Below are 15,402 nucleotides of genomic sequence, written 5' to 3'. Positions count from 1 at the left end.
CTGAAATGGACGACCGAGGAATACTATTGGGCGTCCGGTAACAGTGGTTCGACTACGGTCTGGGGATACCTGTGAAACGAAGGAAATCAGTTGCGACGACGGCGGCGACCGTTCTCGCGGTTGCGTCGGTGGCAATCGCTGTCGGCGGTGGCACCGCGAATGCGGACCCCACCGAATCCGTGGGCTACGAAACGTCCGTCACGACGGATGGATCCGTCAGCACAATCCTCGACGCAGGCGCTTTCCGTATCGACAGCAGTGACAATTCGGTGGACGTCGTGGGTAACTCCGGGACGGTTCTCGCGAGTCTGCCGCTGACGTACTCCGTGAACGGCGCGACCTATTCGATCGCCCCAGCAGTGGTGGGGGACAGGCAATTGCTCCTGACCCCGCAGCCGGCGTCGTTGATCAACGACGCAGCAGGACCGGTCAGCAAGCAAGCCGCGTTCGACAACATGATCAATCAGATCGTGATCGGATACACCGGCGGCGGAGCAGTCGGAACCGCAGTCGGCGCCGGCCTCGGCTTTGCAATCGGTTGCGTGTCGATCTTCCCGAACTTCATTGCCGGGTGCATCATCGGTACCGCCATCGGCGTCGTTGCCGGAACCATCATCGGCACCGTCAACGCAAACCCGAATGTGCAGCCCGCGGTGTTCGAGTACTTCACGACACCGTAGTTTCCTTGGGCCGACATGGTCGGCCGGGCATCGGATCTCCGTGGGAGGACCGGGCCGGCGTCACTCGCCGGAACGGTCCTCCTTTTTCGTGCCGTGCGCGAGCGCGCGACGCATCGACACCGCCTTGACCATCGTCTCCTGGAATTCCTCTTCCGGATCCGACAGGGCGACTATTGCGCCGCCGACACCGAACGTCACCTCGTGTTCGGTGGAGACGATCGTCCTGATGACAATCGAGAAGTCGGCCGAACCGGTCAACGAGAAATAGCCGATCGCACCGGAATAAACTCCGCGTGGCCCGTCTTCGAGCTTGTCGATGATCGCCATGGTCCGAATCTTGGGTGCACCCGTCATCGAGCCACCCGGGAAAGCAGCGCTGATGCAGTCCACCGCGGATGCGTCGTCGCGTAGCCGTCCACGCACGGTCGAGACCAGTTGATGTACCGGGGCGTAGGTCTCGACGTCGAACAGCTTGGGCACGTGGACCGAACCCGGCACGCAGACCTGCGCCAGGTCGTTACGAACCAGGTCGACGATCATCAGGTTCTCGGCCTTGTCCTTCTCGTTGCCGACCAGGTCGGTCCGGAGAAGCTCGTCCTGTTCGGGAGTGCTGCCTCGCGGGCGGGTTCCCTTGATGGGCTTGGACTCGACCACGCGGTCGGCGTCGATTCGCAGGAACCGCTCGGGAGAGGCACTCGCGACCGACAGATCGTCGAAACCGAGGAACGCGCTGTACGGAGTCGGATTGATCTCTCGCAGATACGTGTACGTTTCCAGGGCATCGATGGGACCAGGAAGAGTCGCGACGTTCGTCAGGCACACCTCGTAGGTCTCACCGGACGTGATGTCCGCAAGACACTGCTCGATGAGCCCGAGGTACTTCTCCCTGTCGTGCCGAAGGTGAAGTGCCGTCTCGAATTCCGGTGCAAGCAACGGAACAGGCTCGGGTTCGGCGCTCTCGATCTCCTCACCGAGCGAACCCAAGGCGTCGGCGACGGTCTGGAACCAGGCAGACGTCGTCGCGTCGCCGTACTCGGTCACGAGTGCCAGTGCGTGACAGTTGCCGGCCTCGTGGTCGAACACCAGCGCGCGATCTGCGAAGACCATCGATGCATCCGGTGTTGCGGAGGTGTGTACCAGTTGACCGCCGACGTCGGCTTTCAACTCGTACCCGAGATAGCCGATGTACCCCAGACCGAACGCGAAGGGCAGGTCGTGGAGAGCAGGTACGGCACGCTGTTTCAACTGGCCGTTCAGGTAGTCGAAGAAGGTCGACTCGAACGACTCCGTCGACCCATCGGGCCGGTGTACGTCCACCCGACGCTCGGCCACGCGGTACGTGAGGTATTCCGCGAGGGGGCCCGAGCAGTCACCCATGATGGTGAACCGTGAATCCGGCTCGACTGCAGAACTTCCGTCCAGCCAGAACGCGTTGGGGCCGGTCGCGTACAGAAGCTCGAAGACACGCCGTGTGTCGAAAGCTCCTTCGATGCAGCGGCTTTCGATCGAGTATCGAGACCGTGGGGGAGCAGCGGGGGCGTGCATGGTCTCGCGAGTGAGGTCGCGGAAGTTGGACAGTAGTTCGCGTCCGTACTCGGTGCTGATCGACTCCGGATGGAACTGCACGCCCCACATGGGACGGGACGTGTGACGGACGGCCATGACCAGGCCATCGTCGGTCCACGCGCACGCCTCGAGCTCGTCGGGCAGGGAGGTGGCCGTCAAGGAGTGATAACGCACGACCGAGTACGGCGACGGGATACCGGCGAACAGACCGCTTCCGTCGTGGGTGATGTCGGAGAGCCTGCCGTGCATGGGTGTCGGCGCCAGGTCGACCTCGCCGCCGAGAAGATGACACAACGCCTGGTGACCGAGACACACACCCAGAATAGGTAGATCGAGTTCGGTGATCGCTCGCGCGCTGATGCCGAGGTCGTGGGGTGTACTCGGACGGCCGGGTCCGGGGGAGACGACGACGTTGTCGAAATCGCCGAGCGGCAGGGAATTCCAGTCGACGTCGTTGCGTACGACGACAGGTTCGATCCCGTTGACCTCACACAGCAAGCTGTAGAGGTTGTAGGTGAACGAATCGTAATTGTCGATCAGGAGGGTTCGCACGGGCATGGTGTCATCACCGGCCACGTTCGCCGACGGACACATCCGCATCGATGCTCTCGCGGTCGTCGATGATGAGATCCTCCACCCGGCACGCTTCGCCGATCAGGAGATCGTAGACGGAGGTCAGGAAATCTTCCGACAACCCGTGCTCTCGGGCGAATGCGCGTGCGCGGTCCTGCACTACCCCGACACGACCGGGCTGCATCATCGGAATGTCGAACTCACGCTTGACCAACGCAACCCGCGAGCAGATTTCGATGCGGTGCCGAATGGACTCGAGAATACGAGCGTCGAGAGCATCGAGCTCACCGCGTAGCGATTCGAGTTGACTGCCGGGCTCGTCGGTCACGTGTAGTTGCCCCCTCGTTCAGCAGTCCGGAACTGCGACTGTTTCGTGTATTCGCTCGATTGTTGATCGCATCGTCCCGCGGGTCCGTTACCTGCGAAAGACCGAACGAATCGTGTCAACAATAATGGCATCTTGTCTGCCTGAATTCACTTCCGAGGTGACGAATGTTGCTCTATTGCAGACCCTGGGGGATATAAACAGACTTTCGTTCCGAACAAAAGCAAAAAACCGCACCTGCCGAATGTTTTGCATTCGGCAGGTGCGGTTTGTCGGGACCGTGTGCGTGGATCAGGCGCCGCGGCGCTTGACCTTCAACAGGTCCATGCGCTCCTTCAGCAACTCTTCCAGTTCTTCGACCGACCGACGCTCGAGAAGCATGTCCCAGTGGGTACGGGGCGGCTTGACCTTCTTGGCCTCGGGAGCGGTGCCCTCGATGAGTGAGCCTTCCAAACCGTTACGGCACTGCCACGTTCCGGGGATTTCGGCGTCGTCCGCGAACGGGACATCGAACTCCTCACCGTTGTCGCAGCGGTAACGCGCAACGCGGCGTGGCGCAAGGTCGTGGTCGCGGTCGGTCTCGTAGCTCACGGCGCCGAGTCGGCTACCTCGTAGTACTCGATCTGCCATTGTGGCGTCCTCTCCCTCGATAGTGCGTGCTCGTCCGCAGCGCGCACTGCATTCGACTCACGGATGTACAACGCGCCGGCGCGGCGAATCGTTCCCGGCCACGGGCTCGACGTTCGCACGACACGAGCCGACCCGCAGACACGTTTGCGCCATTCTACCGCCAGACCGTCGTAGGCTCGTCGGCATGTCGGTGAAGTCGCGTCGCGTGCACGCTTGCGCTTGGTGTGGCCGGGACGTCGCCGACGGTGGCATGGGACGGCGCAGGCGGTACTGCAGGCAGTCGTGTCGGCAGCGTGCCTACGAACACAGGTCAGCGGTCAAGGGCACGTCGATTCCCGAGGACGCTGTGGTGCTGAGTGCGGACGAGGCATCCGCACTGATCGACCGCAACTTCGAGGTTCGGTGCGCAGCGGAGGATGTTGCGACGGCTGTGGCCGAGGGTGCGGGTGCGGACGAGCTCGCGCGGTTGTGCGGAGATCTCGTTACCCTCGCTAGGGATGCCGAACGGCTGCGCTGACCGACGGCACCCGACGGTTCATGACCATATAGTTGCGACGTCAACTACATGGGATATCGTTGTTCGCGAACGTCCACCGCATCGTCGAAAGGCCTCCGTTGTCCGAAGTCACTCCGCGCCGGGTCCTGCTGGACAAAGCGAATCCAGACGTGTTCAAAGCTCAGCTGGCAGTGGCCAAAGCTGTTCGCACCGCGACCGGCACCGCGGGGATGGATCGACGGTTCGTCGAGTTGCTGAACGTTCGCGTGTCTCAGATCAACGGGTGCGCCTACTGTCTCGACGTTCATTCGACCGCCGCGCTGGAGGCAGGCGAAAGTGCTCAGCGGCTCGCGGTTCTACCGGCGTGGAGCGAGACATCACTGTTCAGCAACAAGGAGCGCGCAGCGCTCACCTTGGTCGAGTCCGTGACTCGGCTTCCTGGTTCCGTCGACCAGGACCGCGATTACGCTGCAGCGAGCAGTGTCCTGACCGAGGTCGAGGTGGCTGCCGTCAGCTGGGTCGCGATAGCCATGAATGCGTTCAATCGAATCTCCATCGTGAGTCGGCATCAGGTTCGTCCGCACTCCGACACGACGTCGCCGAAAGGGAAATGATGAGCAACGAGCAGCACGACATCCGCGATCGTGTGGTCGTATCGGAGGACACGGACGGGCGGCGTTACACGCTCGTACTCGACGGACACGTCATCGGATTCACCGAGTTTCGTGACCGCGGCGAGCAACGGATTTTCTTTCACACCGAAATCGACGACGCCTACGCCGGCCATGGTCTGAGTTCGGTTCTGGTGACTGCTGCCCTCGACGACGTCCGTGCGCGCGGACGTCGCATCGTTCCGGTGTGCCCGCTGGTGGCCAAGTTCTTGACCAAGCACGACGCATACCAGGACATCACCGATGCGGTTACCCCGGACATCCTGGCGTATCTCCGGAATTGAGGCCGGTCCGCCGGGCCGAAGTCCGGGGGTCAGTGTTCCCTGAGCGTGTCGATCAGCTCTGCTTTCCTCAGGTCGGAGTAACCCTCGATACCCAGTTCCTTGGCGCGTGACTTCAGCTCGTCGACGGTCCAGTCCTCGTACGAGCCCGATTCGCCACCCTTCGCGCCGATCGTGGAACGACCCTCGTTGGCGGCGGCATTGGAGATCCGCGCTGCCTTCTCCTTGGAATTGCCCTCCTCGCGCAGCTTCTCGTAGAGGTCCTCGTCCTTCAGCTGAGGCTGAGAGCTACTGGACTTGTCGGCCGCCATGTCTTCTCCTCGTCTCGTGTCCGGCAGCGTGCATCGCTGTCCGACACGAGATAACCGCTGCCCGCAGCCGTCAAACGGGCGCGTTCCTCAGACAGGGGTGGCAGTTGCAGGAAAGCGGTGAATCCACGGAGCAGCCTCTTCGATTTGCGCGGCAAGCCGAAGAAGAGCGCCGTCGGAGCCGAGGTGTCCGACGAATTGAACGCCGAGTGGTAAACCGTCCGAGGTCCAGTGGACCGGGACACTGATTGCCGGTGCACGCGGACGCTGGAAGGCATCAGCCAGCACACGGCGCAGTTAGGACGATCGTCGATCCGGTTCGAAGGCGGGCACATGTACGCGCAACGGATCGGTCGATCACTGGGTGCTCATCCGGGCGTACACGCTGGTCGCGGTTTTGCCGATAATCTACATTATGTCAATTCGCGTGCTGTATGTTGCATCGGATCAATCTTCCGACCGCCGCCACCGTTCACGTACGACTCACGTCCACCTCCGTCCACAGTGCTGCAATCTCGAAGCTTGCGGTTGCAATCGAACCGCAATCGACGAAAGGAACTGAATGAGCCAACACCCGTTCATACTTCCCACACCCAAGGCGCATCGAGAACGTCACGACACCATCGACGTCTATCGGTCGGCTGAGTCACCTGAACCAGCGCGTGTGAAACAACCGATTGTTGTCTTCGTACACGGCGGGCCACGCCCTCCCGGCGTTCACGACTGGCGGCCACGGGACCACCCCATGTATGTGGGCTACGGATCGATCGTCGCCGAGCGAGGTGCCATCGGCGTCACCGTTCAACATCAGATGGACACCCTGGCGCACTGCAGATCAGCTGCGGAGGAAGTCGCGGCTGGCGTCGAACTCGCCCGGACGCTACCCGGAGTGGACCGCGACCGGGTCGCCCTCTGGTTTTTCTCCGGAGGCGGACTGCTCACTACCGATTGGCTGAGGGACCCGCCATCGTGGCTGACGTGCATCGCGCTCACCTACCCGGTGCTGGACACCGTCCCGGAATGGGGCGTCGATCCGCACGTCGACCCTGTCGGTGCGATCCGAAGCGTCGGCCGGCTCCCGATCTTGCTCACCAAGGTGGGGCGAGAGCGACCGGAATTCATCGCCGGCGTCGACGCTTTCATCACGGCCGCAGCGGAAGCCGAAGCGGAACTCGACATCATCGACGTACCCGAGGGCACTCACGGATTCGACATGTTCGACGATTCGCCGGAATCACGCGATGCAGTGACCACCGCCATCGAATGGGTGCTGACCACAACGACACGCGACCTGCCGTGACGGACGATGCGGCGCCCCTCCGCCTCGTTGGCGGTGCAGGCGTGTCGTGAAATTTCCGCCGCACGCGATTCAACGCTTCAGCTAGTGCGCCGCAAGCTCGACGAATGCGGAAACTACTCCCCCCTACGCCAACCTGCTCGGAAACATCCACAAGGACGGTGCGCGCATCTATTCCCATCCGCCGACTACACCACGGTGGAGGCGACCGGCAGTGCACCGATCGACCCACAGGTTCGTGGACGACGCAAACGAGCGAATCCGAATCGGCTGGAGCGTCGAACCGAGGCGCCGAGGAAGTTTTCGGTTGAGCGCGGATGTGCACGCCTACTGTTGATCAAATGAATCCCGACGATGGACGACGACTGTGGCCGAGGCCCCCGCTGTTACCACGCCCGATTCTCATGGACCAGCGCTGGGAACGCCTGGTGTTCCTGCACTGGCGCGTTCCGAGTCGGCGTGTTGCACCGCTCTTGCCTGCAGGCACTGTCCCTGACGAGTTCGACGGCACGTCGTGGGTCGGACTGATCGGGTTTCGGATGGTGGGAGCCGGGCTCGGATACGGTCGTCCTGTCCCCTATTTCGGTACGTTTCCCGAGATCAACGTTCGGCTGTACTCGGTGGACGCGAACGGCCGACGCGGGGTGGTGTTCCGATCGCTGGAAGCCAGCCGTCTCGCGGTGGTTGCCGGGACCAACCTCGTCGGTGTTCCGTATCGCTGGGCGTCGATCACCATCGAGGACGACGAGACGTCGATTGCCTACCGAAGCAATCGTCTCGCGCCGCCGCAGCGCGGAAGCACAACGAGTTTCGGGGTGCATCGTGGCTCCTGCGACATGTCCGACGACCCACTTGCTCAATTCCTCACCGCGCGTTGGGGTCTGCACACTTCCCTGGCAGGACGGCTTCTGTACGTGCCGAATGTCCATCGCCGCTGGCAGCTGTACGACGCCGCCGTCACCCACTGCGACGACCAACTCCTCGGTGCAGCGGGACTTCCGAACGTATCCGACAGTCCACCGGACTCGGTGTTGTACGCACCAGGTGTCTCCACGCAGTTCGGCAGACCGTACACCGTACCTCTACGTCACGACGGGGACGCATAACGCATCAACGATGCGCCGGATGGAAACGCCCGGCACTCCAGCAGGCGTACCCCGAGCGATGGTGCACCGTCGAACAACCGTTCGCCGTGACCGCGAACATACGGATACACGAACAATCGGTACTCGTCGACGAGATTCGCCGCAATCAGACTGCGACACAACGTGATGCTTCCGGTGCACACGATGTCGGAACCGGTCGTCTTCTTGATCCGTGTCACCTCGTCGACCAGCGGACCCGATAATACGGTCGAGTTCGCCCACCCGGGTTCCTGCAGTGTCGTGGACACGACGTACTTGGCGACTTGGTTCAGATGATCGGTCACGCCAGTTGTGTCGTCGGTCTTCGGTCCCCAGTAATCACGCATACCTTCGAAGGTCACTCGGCCTACCAGGAAGCCGTCGGAGGCGTCGCGTTGAGCCGCCAATGCCGCGTCGAGCTCCGGGTCGCTCCCGGCTTGGGTGAACCAATCGTCGGTTGCTTCGATGACGCCGTCGATGGTGATGTTCTGTGTGATGACCAGCTTGCGCACACTTCATGGATACCACTCGGTCGGCAGACTGGGAAGCGCATGTCTCGGTGAACCATCGAACGCCCCGATACCGATCGTCAGCTACGAAGGTAGGTCACGACGGCCATGACGCGACGGCTGAGGCCGGCGGAGTTCGACAGTCCGAGTTTCTCGAAGATCGAGTTGATGTGCTTCTCGGCCGAACTGACGGAGATGAACAGATCGGCAGAGATCCGCGCATTGGTGAAGCCCCGAGCCATCAGTTCGAGCACGTCGCGTTCGCGCGGAGTGAGACGGTCCACGGGGTTCGATTTGCTCGTGCGCGACAACAGTTGTCGCACGACCTCGGGGTCGAACACGGTTCCGCCGTCGGCAACTCTGTTCAGGGCGTCCAGGAATTCGTCTATCTCGACCACGCGGTCCTTGAGCAAATACCCGACCTTCCCGTCGGAACCACTGATCAACTCCCCCGCGTATCGAGTCTCCACATGCTGGGACAGCACGAGAACCGCGACATCGGGCCATCGTGTGCGGATGGTCAGTGCAGCCCGCAGACCCTTGTCGGTGTGATCCGGGGGCATGCGCACATCGGTGACGACGATGTCCGGGCGATTCTCCTCGACGGCATCCAGGAGTGCGTCCGCATCGCCAACGGACGCGATCACATCGTGGCCTTCGTCGGCGAGCATGCGCACCAGTCCCTCGCGCAGCAAGGCCGAATCTTCGGCGACCATCACCCGCATGGGATGCTCGCGGTCACGACGGTCGGTCCGCCACAGGGGCTGTCCACGGTCAAGGTGCCGTCCAACGCCGCGACGCGCCGAGCCAGCCCGGACAGTCCGGTGCCCGAAGGATCCGCTCCTCCGGCACCGTCGTCGGTGACGACGACACGTATGCGTTCGACTTTCTGGCGAGTGACAGCCACGTTCACCACCTGAGCGGATGCGTGCTTGGCTGCATTGGTCACCGCTTCCGCGACCACGAAGTACAGTGCCGTTTCCTCCGCGGGCCGCACCCTCTCCTTAAGTTCGTACGTGATTCGGACAGGAACAGTGGCTCGCTCGGCCATCGTTTCCAGCGCCTGGTGCAAACCGGAGTGATCGAGGGCAATCGGGTACACCCGATTGGCGACTTCGCGCAGTTCCCCGATCGCTTCCTGCGCCGTCGCTCGCGCGCGATCGAGTAGCTCGCCGGGTTCGTCGGCGCGTCGTGCCTGGCCGATGAGCATCCCGAGTGCGACCAGTTGCTGTTGCACACCGTCGTGCAGGTCCCTCTCGATTCGGCGCCGTTCGTCGTCGATGGCATCGACCACATGGTTCCGACTGCTCGTCAGTTCTGCGACGCGGTGGCGCAGCAACCTGTCGGACTGCGGTCCCAGAACTCGAGCGCCGAACCATCGATCCAGCGACCCCACCCCTACCACCCCGACGGCGGCTACGAACATCAACAAGATTCCAGGCAGCGCCGCACTTGCCACGAGTAGCGCGTCGACTCGGTCCGAACTCTCGATCAAGCCCCAACTGCCGTTCAGAAGCCATGCAGACAGCATCGACCCGGCCACGGCGAGACACAGCACTAGCAGAAGAACCACGCCCAGTCCGAGTAGCCCTACAGCCCAGCGCATTCCAAGATATGTCCTGCATCGTCGTGGAGTGAGTGCGTCTGTCCGTAACCGACCGTGGAAGCGGATGATCCTCCGAACCTCGAGCGCAGTCAACGTCAGCGCACCCTCCGCAACGGCGGCACGAACAGGCTCCCCACGCTTTCCGAGCACGTGCCCTGAGACGAGGGCAACCGACGCCACCGCGATGAAGAGCAAGCCCGCAACCGACGTGAGACCACCGAGCAGTACTCCCGCCAGAGCCAGCAGCCATCGCCCGATAAGCGAGCTGACGGCGATACGATCCGACTGCTCGGGTGGGTACTCGACGTGGTTCCCCGGCACGCATGCAGAGTAACCGAGCACATCGGGTCTCGACACTGCGGAAAACCGCACTATGTGCACGGGGGCGTACCACCGCGACGATCGACGGCTGTCCTCGATGTCCTACGGGCCCGGCGCTCCTAACGTTCTCGGTGTCCTTCCTGGAGGAGCCACGTCATCTACGAACGAGGAGAAATGTCATGTCCCACATGTTGATTGCAGCCGCCAGCGAGGCGGAACCTCCAAGCGGGCTCGCCGGTTGGGCGGTGGACGTGATGGATGCCCTCGGTGGCCCCGGCGCAGCCCTCGTCGTCGGAGCGGACAACCTGTTCCCGCCGATCCCGAGTGAACTGGTCCTGCCTCTCGCCGGTTTCTCCGCCAGCAACGGAGTGTTCTCCTTCGGTGCCGCGCTCTTCTGGACGACGCTCGGGTCGGTTCTGGGCGCGATCGTCGTCTACGCCGTCGGCGCGATCGTCGGGCGGGAACGTACTCGCGCGCTGGTGGTGCGAATGCCGCTGATTCAAGCCCGTGACTTCGATCGATCGGAGGCTTGGTTCGCGAAGCACGGCTCCAAGGCAGTCCTGCTCGGACGAATGATCCCGCTGTTTCGCAGTTTCATCTCGCTGCCGGCCGGGATCGAGCGGATGGGGCCGCTGAAATTCGTTCTGCTCACCACGGTCGGCAGTCTGATATGGAACACCGTCTTCGTCACCGCCGGCTATCGACTCGGCGAGAACTGGCATCTCGTGGAGGGGTACGCCGGGATTCTGCAGAAGGTCGTCGTCGTGTCGGCGTCGGTTGCCGTAGTGATCCTTGTGATCTTGCGGCTGCGCACCGCCGAGAAGGCCTGAGCCGACCCTCGTCGCGGAGTCCGGGCGGAGGGACGCCTCCCCCACCCTCGACAGGGTTCGAGGCACAATTTCTCGGCGTCGACCACTGTAATCAGTGTATTTTCAGGGCAATCCGGTTGCAGTTCCGAATTGCAGAGCGCCCAGCACGGCGAGTGGAGCGCCGGTGGCAATTGGGGAGGCTGAAGCGGAATCGAGACGACGTGTCTCTTCCACTATCAATCTATAGCGCACCCATGGGCTTGTGGCAAGACCCCGGTAGTGCCGCAGAATAGCGCACCGAACCTGACACTCACCGGAACGAAAGGCGTGCGCGCATGCCACCCTCGACCAGCGACCACACGTCGACCTCGGCCTTCGACCTGACCGGAAACCGGGCTCGAAAGGCCGCAGCCGAATTGATTCACGAGGACGAAAAGCACTTCGCCGCAATTCGATCCAGCCTGGCGTCGTCGATCGCCGACGCCACGGCTCGGCTCGACGCCACGCGGCGGTCCACCGGGCGAATGGGTCAGGAAGCGATGGAACGAGACTTCGAAGTCCACCGTTTGACCCAACGCCTTCGCTCTCTACGACGGTTCGGCCTCGACGTGTGCCTCGGACACATGCAGCCCGCCGACGGTTCCGATCCGATCTACGTCGGACGCGTCGGCTTGCTCGACGACGCAGGCGAGCAACTGGTGCTCGACTGGCGCTCCCCCGCTGCCGAACCGTTCTTCGGTGCCACTCATCGAAACCCTATGGGCTTGGTCGGACGTCGCCGATACCGATGGGCGAACGGCCGCGTCGCCGACTACTGGGACGAGGTGTTCACCGACCGCGCGGGCGGAGGCGCCGAATCTGCAGCACTCGACGACCAATCTGCGTTCATCGCGAGCCTCGGAGCCACACGGTCTCCGAGGATGCGTGACGTTCTCGGCACCATTCAGGCCGACCAGGACGCGATCATCAGAGCAGGATCCGACGGTGCGCTCGTGGTCGACGGCGGTCCCGGTACCGGCAAAACCGTTGTGGCGCTGCATCGCACCGCCTACCTGCTGTACTCGGATCCGCGGCTGGGCCACAATCGGGGCGGGGTGCTCTTCGTCGGACCGCACAAGCCGTACCTGAACTACGTTTCCGATGTTCTTCCCAGCCTCGGTGAGGAGGGCGTGCTCACGTGCACGCTGCCCGACCTCGTGGCCGAAGGCGAGACCGCCGAAATCGAGGACGACCAGGCCGTCGCCGCGCTCAAATCATCGGTGGACATGGTCGGGGCCGTCGAACGAGCTGTTCGGTTCTACGAGCAGCCCCCCACGAAGCCGATGACGGTGGAGACGGAGTTGGCGGATCTTCACCTCTCGGCTGCCGACTGGAAAGAAGCGTTCGACGCCACCGATTCGACGACGCCGCACAACGACGCTCGGGAGCTCGTGTGGGACGTCCTGGTGAGCATCCTCGTCGACAAGTACGTCGGTGAGGCCCCGGAGTCCGAGGTCCGTGCGTCGCTTCAGGCCAACGACGAACTGCGTGCAGCTCTGGACAATTCGTGGACGTCGGTCGAGGCGGCCGACCTGGTGGCCGACCTGTGGTCCGTACCCGCATACCTGCGTCTGTGCGCGCCGTGGCTGACCCCGGCCGAAGTCGCGCTTCTGCAGCGAAGCGACCCTTCTCGATGGACCACGGCGGATCTTCCGATCCTGGATGCGGCCCGTCGCCGCCTCGGCGACCCCGAATCAGGGCGAATCCTGCGCCGACGCGCGGCCGCGGCAGCCGCCGAGAGACGGCGGATGGACCGGGTCGTCGAGGAACTCCTGCAGCTCGACGACGAGGACGGCCTGTACGCCCAACTCCGGCAGGACGGAATTCGCGACGCCTTGGTCGACGATTCCGTGCTTCCGCATACCGAACCGGACCGAATGGCTGGGCCGTTCGCGCACATCGTCGTCGACGAGGCACAGGAATTGACCGACGCGGAATGGCAGATGCTGGTGCAGCGCTGCCCGTCCGGAAGCTTCACCATCGTCGGCGACCGGGCGCAGGCGCGCCACGGATTCACCGAGACGTGGATGGACCGACTCGAACGAGTGGGCATCGGACGCGTCGCCGACACCGACACGAAAGGCGTGACCATCCAGGAACTGACCATCAACTACCGCACCCCGGAGGAGGTGATGGCCGTCGCCGAACCCGAGATTCGACGAGTGCTCCCCGACGCGAACGTACCCACATCCATTCGGGCCGGCGGTGTCCCGGTGACGTACGGGGACCCGTCGGAACTCGCGTCGATCACCGAGCGTTGGCTCGCCGACAACCCGGACGGCATCGGATGCGTCATCGGAGCCGCGACGTTCCGTGAGACCGATCGCATCCGGTCGTTGACCCCGTCGTTGTCCAAAGGGCTCGAGTTCGATCTGGTGGTTCTCGTCGAACCGGCCGCGTTCGGCAGCGGCATCGAGGGCGCAGTCGATCGGTACGTCGCGATGACCAGAGCGACCCGCACATTGGCGGTACTGGAGTCCGTACAGCAGTGAGGCCCAGTCGCCGTGAAGCTCAGTCGCCGTGAAGCTCAGCCGCCGTGGAGCCCTCATCGCCGGGTGAAGGCCTAGTCGCTGTGGTGACGGACGATGTTCACGACGTTTCCGTCCGGCGCGCGGACGAGAAACCTCCGCACGCCCCAGGGCTCGTTCGTCACCGGATGCACGATCTCGTACCCGGCGCCGACGGCTTCGTCGTACGCGGCGTCGACATCGTCGGTCATCACCGACATCACGGAGTCGACGGGTGAGGTTCGGTCACGGGTGACGAGCTGGACGCTGGTGTCGCCGTCGGGTGCGGTGAACCGCGCCACCCATCCAAGACTGAATTCCTGGGTTTCCAGGCCCAGGAACTGCTCGTAGAAACCTTTCGCTGCGTCGATGTCACCACACCTCGTGGACATGCCACGACCAGAGTCGGCTACGCGTCACCGATAACCAAGATCGACGACCTCCGCGCAGCTACTGTCGAACTCGCGCGTAGGGCTCGCAGCTGAAGTACCCTGCACCACTGGCCCGCCGACGACCGCGCCTACCACCTGTCCATGTGCAGAACCGAATCGATCGGTTCACGCGGAGCGGGCTTGAACGTCTCACCGGTGAAGTACGCAGTGGGGATCAGCGCGGCCTGATGGAAGCCCTGCGGGATACCCAGCAATTCTGCGACCTCGTCTTCCCGGGACAGGTGCAGCGTCGTCCACGCCGTGCCGAGTCCTCGCGCTCGGGCGGCCAGCGCGTAGCTCCACGCGGCGGGCAGCAGTGATCCCCACAGGCCGGCTTGATTGCCGGCCGGGAGCCGGGCGGCCCCGCGGATACACGGGATGAGCAGAACCGGCACCTCCCCCATGTGGTCACCCAGCCAGGCCACGCTGTCACCGACTCGCTTCTGCACCGGTGCTCGCTGGGGGTCGTCGGCGAACAGTTTCGCCGCCGACGCCCGCGACGCCAGGTATTTCTCGGTCTCCTGGCGGTAGATCTCCCCCAGTTGCGCACGCAGCGAGGGGTCGGTGACGACCATCCACTGCCAGCCCTGCCGATTGGAACCCGACGGTGCCTGCAACGCGATCTCCAGACATTCGCGAATCAGATCCGGGTCGACGTCACGGGTGAGGTCCAGTCTTTTGCGCACGGTGCGGGTCGTGGTCAGCAGTTCGTCCGGGGTCAGGTCGAGTACAGGGAACGCTGTCATGTCTTCGAGTGTGTCACCGGCACGACTCAGACGCCCGGACGATCCACGGACTCCGCCAACTTCCGGGGAGCGAGCAGGCAGTAGCTGTCGGTGAGCAGCTCGGACAGTTCGTCCTCGTCGGCGTCGTCGACCAGCATTCCCACCGTGTCCTGCCCCCACGGCGTCGCGAAGAACGGCGGCCCGGACCGCAGCAGCACGTCCAGTTCGGGCGCCTCGGATCGGAACGTCAACACCGTGGCGGGTTCCGCGAGTCCCGCAGCGTCGGCGTAGGACGCCGGCCTGCCCGGTTCGACCACCAACACGTGCGCGAACGTCCTGGTGCGTACCCGCCAGCGCACCCCGGTCCACGCGCGCTCCTCGACGGTCTCGGGCAATCTCGAGCACACCGCTCTGATGACCTTCAGGATGCTCTCCGGCACATCGGGATAGTCGCTCATGCTCGCCTCACCGCAGGTGTTCGTCGGGCCTCGTGCCAGAGAACCT

Annotated in this window: 18 protein-coding genes and 2 pseudogenes; 9 read left to right on the top strand and 11 right to left on the bottom strand. The window is 63.5% G+C overall.

Annotated features, from left to right (window positions below):
* The first annotated feature begins 71 nt into the window (after window positions 1–71).
* Window positions 72–680: a hypothetical protein gene (locus BH95_RS04775; RefSeq protein ID WP_037142231.1), complete on the top strand. Its 609-nt coding sequence runs from the start codon at window positions 72–74 to the stop codon at window positions 678–680.
* A 60-nt stretch (window positions 681–740) separates the two neighbouring features.
* On the opposite strand, the gene pabB is transcribed toward BH95_RS04775, so the two are convergent.
* The 3 genes from pabB to BH95_RS04760 all read right to left on the bottom strand — a co-directional run bounded on the left by pabB (window position 741) and on the right by BH95_RS04760 (window position 3,774).
* Window positions 741–2,804 carry an aminodeoxychorismate synthase component I gene (gene pabB / locus BH95_RS04770; RefSeq protein ID WP_033188866.1) on the bottom strand — a complete coding sequence of 688 codons (2,064 nt, stop codon included), beginning with the start codon at window positions 2,802–2,804 and terminating at the stop codon, window positions 741–743.
* Window positions 2,805–2,811: 7 nt separating this feature from the next.
* Window positions 2,812–3,147 carry a chorismate mutase gene (locus BH95_RS04765; protein ID WP_020113226.1) on the bottom strand — a complete coding sequence of 112 codons (336 nt, stop codon included), beginning with the start codon at window positions 3,145–3,147 and terminating at the stop codon, window positions 2,812–2,814.
* Window positions 3,148–3,435: 288 nt separating this feature from the next.
* Window positions 3,436–3,774 (bottom strand): RNA polymerase-binding protein RbpA, encoded by a 339-nt coding sequence (locus tag BH95_RS04760; RefSeq protein ID WP_026348228.1) that lies wholly within the window; start codon window positions 3,772–3,774, stop codon window positions 3,436–3,438.
* 184 nt (window positions 3,775–3,958) lie between these two features.
* Between BH95_RS04760 and BH95_RS04755 the strand changes: the two genes are divergently transcribed.
* The 3 genes from BH95_RS04755 (at window position 3,959) to BH95_RS04745 (ending at window position 5,225) form a co-directional block, all read left to right on the top strand.
* Entirely contained in the window at window positions 3,959–4,291 is a 333-nt protein-coding gene (locus BH95_RS04755; protein ID WP_026348227.1) for a hypothetical protein, read from the top strand.
* A gap of 98 nt (window positions 4,292–4,389) precedes the next feature.
* Window positions 4,390–4,884 (top strand): carboxymuconolactone decarboxylase family protein, encoded by a 495-nt coding sequence (locus BH95_RS04750; protein ID WP_037181889.1) that lies wholly within the window; start codon window positions 4,390–4,392, stop codon window positions 4,882–4,884.
* Entirely contained in the window at window positions 4,884–5,225 is a 342-nt protein-coding gene (locus BH95_RS04745; protein ID WP_020113223.1) for a GNAT family N-acetyltransferase, read from the top strand. The genes BH95_RS04750 and BH95_RS04745 overlap by 1 nt, the downstream gene beginning before the upstream one ends.
* Before the next feature lie 29 nt (window positions 5,226–5,254).
* Here the strand turns inward: BH95_RS04745 and BH95_RS04740 are convergent, their stop codons facing one another.
* Window positions 5,255–5,533, bottom strand: a complete 279-nt coding sequence (locus BH95_RS04740; protein WP_037142229.1) for a DUF7218 family protein — start codon at window positions 5,531–5,533, stop codon at window positions 5,255–5,257.
* 87 nt (window positions 5,534–5,620) lie between these two features.
* Window positions 5,621–5,785 (bottom strand): annotated as a pseudogene (locus BH95_RS29405) (amidase); the annotation flags it as partial.
* Window positions 5,786–6,275: 490 nt separating this feature from the next.
* On the opposite strand from BH95_RS29405, the gene BH95_RS04730 reads away from it, so the two are divergent.
* On the top strand, window positions 6,276–6,830 hold the full coding sequence (locus BH95_RS04730) for an alpha/beta hydrolase (RefSeq protein WP_230594366.1): 555 nt from the start codon (window positions 6,276–6,278) through the stop codon (window positions 6,828–6,830).
* Between the two features lie 338 nt (window positions 6,831–7,168).
* Window positions 7,169–7,933 carry a YqjF family protein gene (locus BH95_RS04725; RefSeq protein ID WP_230595688.1) on the top strand — a complete coding sequence of 255 codons (765 nt, stop codon included), beginning with the start codon at window positions 7,169–7,171 and terminating at the stop codon, window positions 7,931–7,933.
* Here BH95_RS04725 and BH95_RS04720 read toward each other — a convergent pair.
* The 3 genes from BH95_RS04720 to BH95_RS04710 all read right to left on the bottom strand — a co-directional run bounded on the left by BH95_RS04720 (window position 7,915) and on the right by BH95_RS04710 (window position 10,387).
* Complete coding sequence (locus BH95_RS04720) at window positions 7,915–8,463, bottom strand: dihydrofolate reductase family protein (RefSeq protein WP_037164802.1); 549 nt, start codon at window positions 8,461–8,463, stop codon at window positions 7,915–7,917. The two genes, BH95_RS04725 and BH95_RS04720, sit on opposite strands and share 19 nt — an antisense overlap.
* A 77-nt stretch (window positions 8,464–8,540) precedes the next feature.
* Window positions 8,541–9,185: a response regulator transcription factor gene (locus BH95_RS04715; protein WP_037181261.1), complete on the bottom strand. Its 645-nt coding sequence runs from the start codon at window positions 9,183–9,185 to the stop codon at window positions 8,541–8,543.
* Window positions 9,176–10,387, bottom strand: coding sequence for a sensor histidine kinase (locus BH95_RS04710; protein ID WP_037181259.1), 1,212 nt, complete (start codon window positions 10,385–10,387; stop codon window positions 9,176–9,178). Before BH95_RS04710 ends, BH95_RS04715 begins: the two co-directional genes overlap by 10 nt.
* A 179-nt stretch (window positions 10,388–10,566) precedes the next feature.
* Between BH95_RS04710 and BH95_RS04705 the strand changes: the two genes are divergently transcribed.
* Both BH95_RS04705 and helR read left to right on the top strand, forming a co-directional pair.
* Window positions 10,567–11,217, top strand: a complete 651-nt coding sequence (locus tag BH95_RS04705; protein ID WP_019667641.1) for a DedA family protein — start codon at window positions 10,567–10,569, stop codon at window positions 11,215–11,217.
* A gap of 314 nt (window positions 11,218–11,531) precedes the next feature.
* Window positions 11,532–13,727 carry an RNA polymerase recycling motor ATPase HelR gene (gene helR, locus BH95_RS04700; RefSeq protein ID WP_037181257.1) on the top strand — a complete coding sequence of 732 codons (2,196 nt, stop codon included), beginning with the start codon at window positions 11,532–11,534 and terminating at the stop codon, window positions 13,725–13,727.
* A gap of 71 nt (window positions 13,728–13,798) precedes the next feature.
* On the opposite strand, the gene BH95_RS04695 is transcribed toward helR, so the two are convergent.
* The gene (locus tag BH95_RS04695) at window positions 13,799–14,134 is read right to left on the bottom strand and encodes a VOC family protein (RefSeq protein ID WP_037181255.1); all 336 of its coding nucleotides are present in this window, start codon (window positions 14,132–14,134) and stop codon (window positions 13,799–13,801) included.
* On the opposite strand from BH95_RS04695, the pseudogene BH95_RS29400 reads away from it, so the two are divergent.
* Window positions 14,114–14,227, top strand: a pseudogene (locus BH95_RS29400) (pyridoxamine 5'-phosphate oxidase); the annotation flags it as partial. The gene BH95_RS04695 and the pseudogene BH95_RS29400 overlap by 21 nt on opposite strands.
* 35 nt (window positions 14,228–14,262) lie before the next feature.
* On the opposite strand, the gene BH95_RS04690 reads toward BH95_RS29400, so the two are convergent.
* Together BH95_RS04690 and BH95_RS04685 are read right to left on the bottom strand one after the other, a co-directional pair.
* A complete protein-coding gene (locus BH95_RS04690) occupies window positions 14,263–14,919 on the bottom strand; it encodes a nitroreductase family protein (protein ID WP_019667635.1) in 657 nt (218 codons plus the stop codon).
* Between the two features lie 26 nt (window positions 14,920–14,945).
* Window positions 14,946–15,402: MmcQ/YjbR family DNA-binding protein (locus BH95_RS04685; RefSeq protein ID WP_244164824.1), on the bottom strand; the 457-nt coding region annotated here is incomplete at its 5' end.

The organism is Rhodococcoides fascians A44A (assembly GCF_000760735.1).
Taxonomy (GTDB): Bacteria; Actinomycetota; Actinomycetes; order Mycobacteriales; family Mycobacteriaceae; genus Rhodococcoides; species Rhodococcoides fascians_E.
This window is presented reverse-complemented; position numbering and strand designations above follow the sequence as displayed.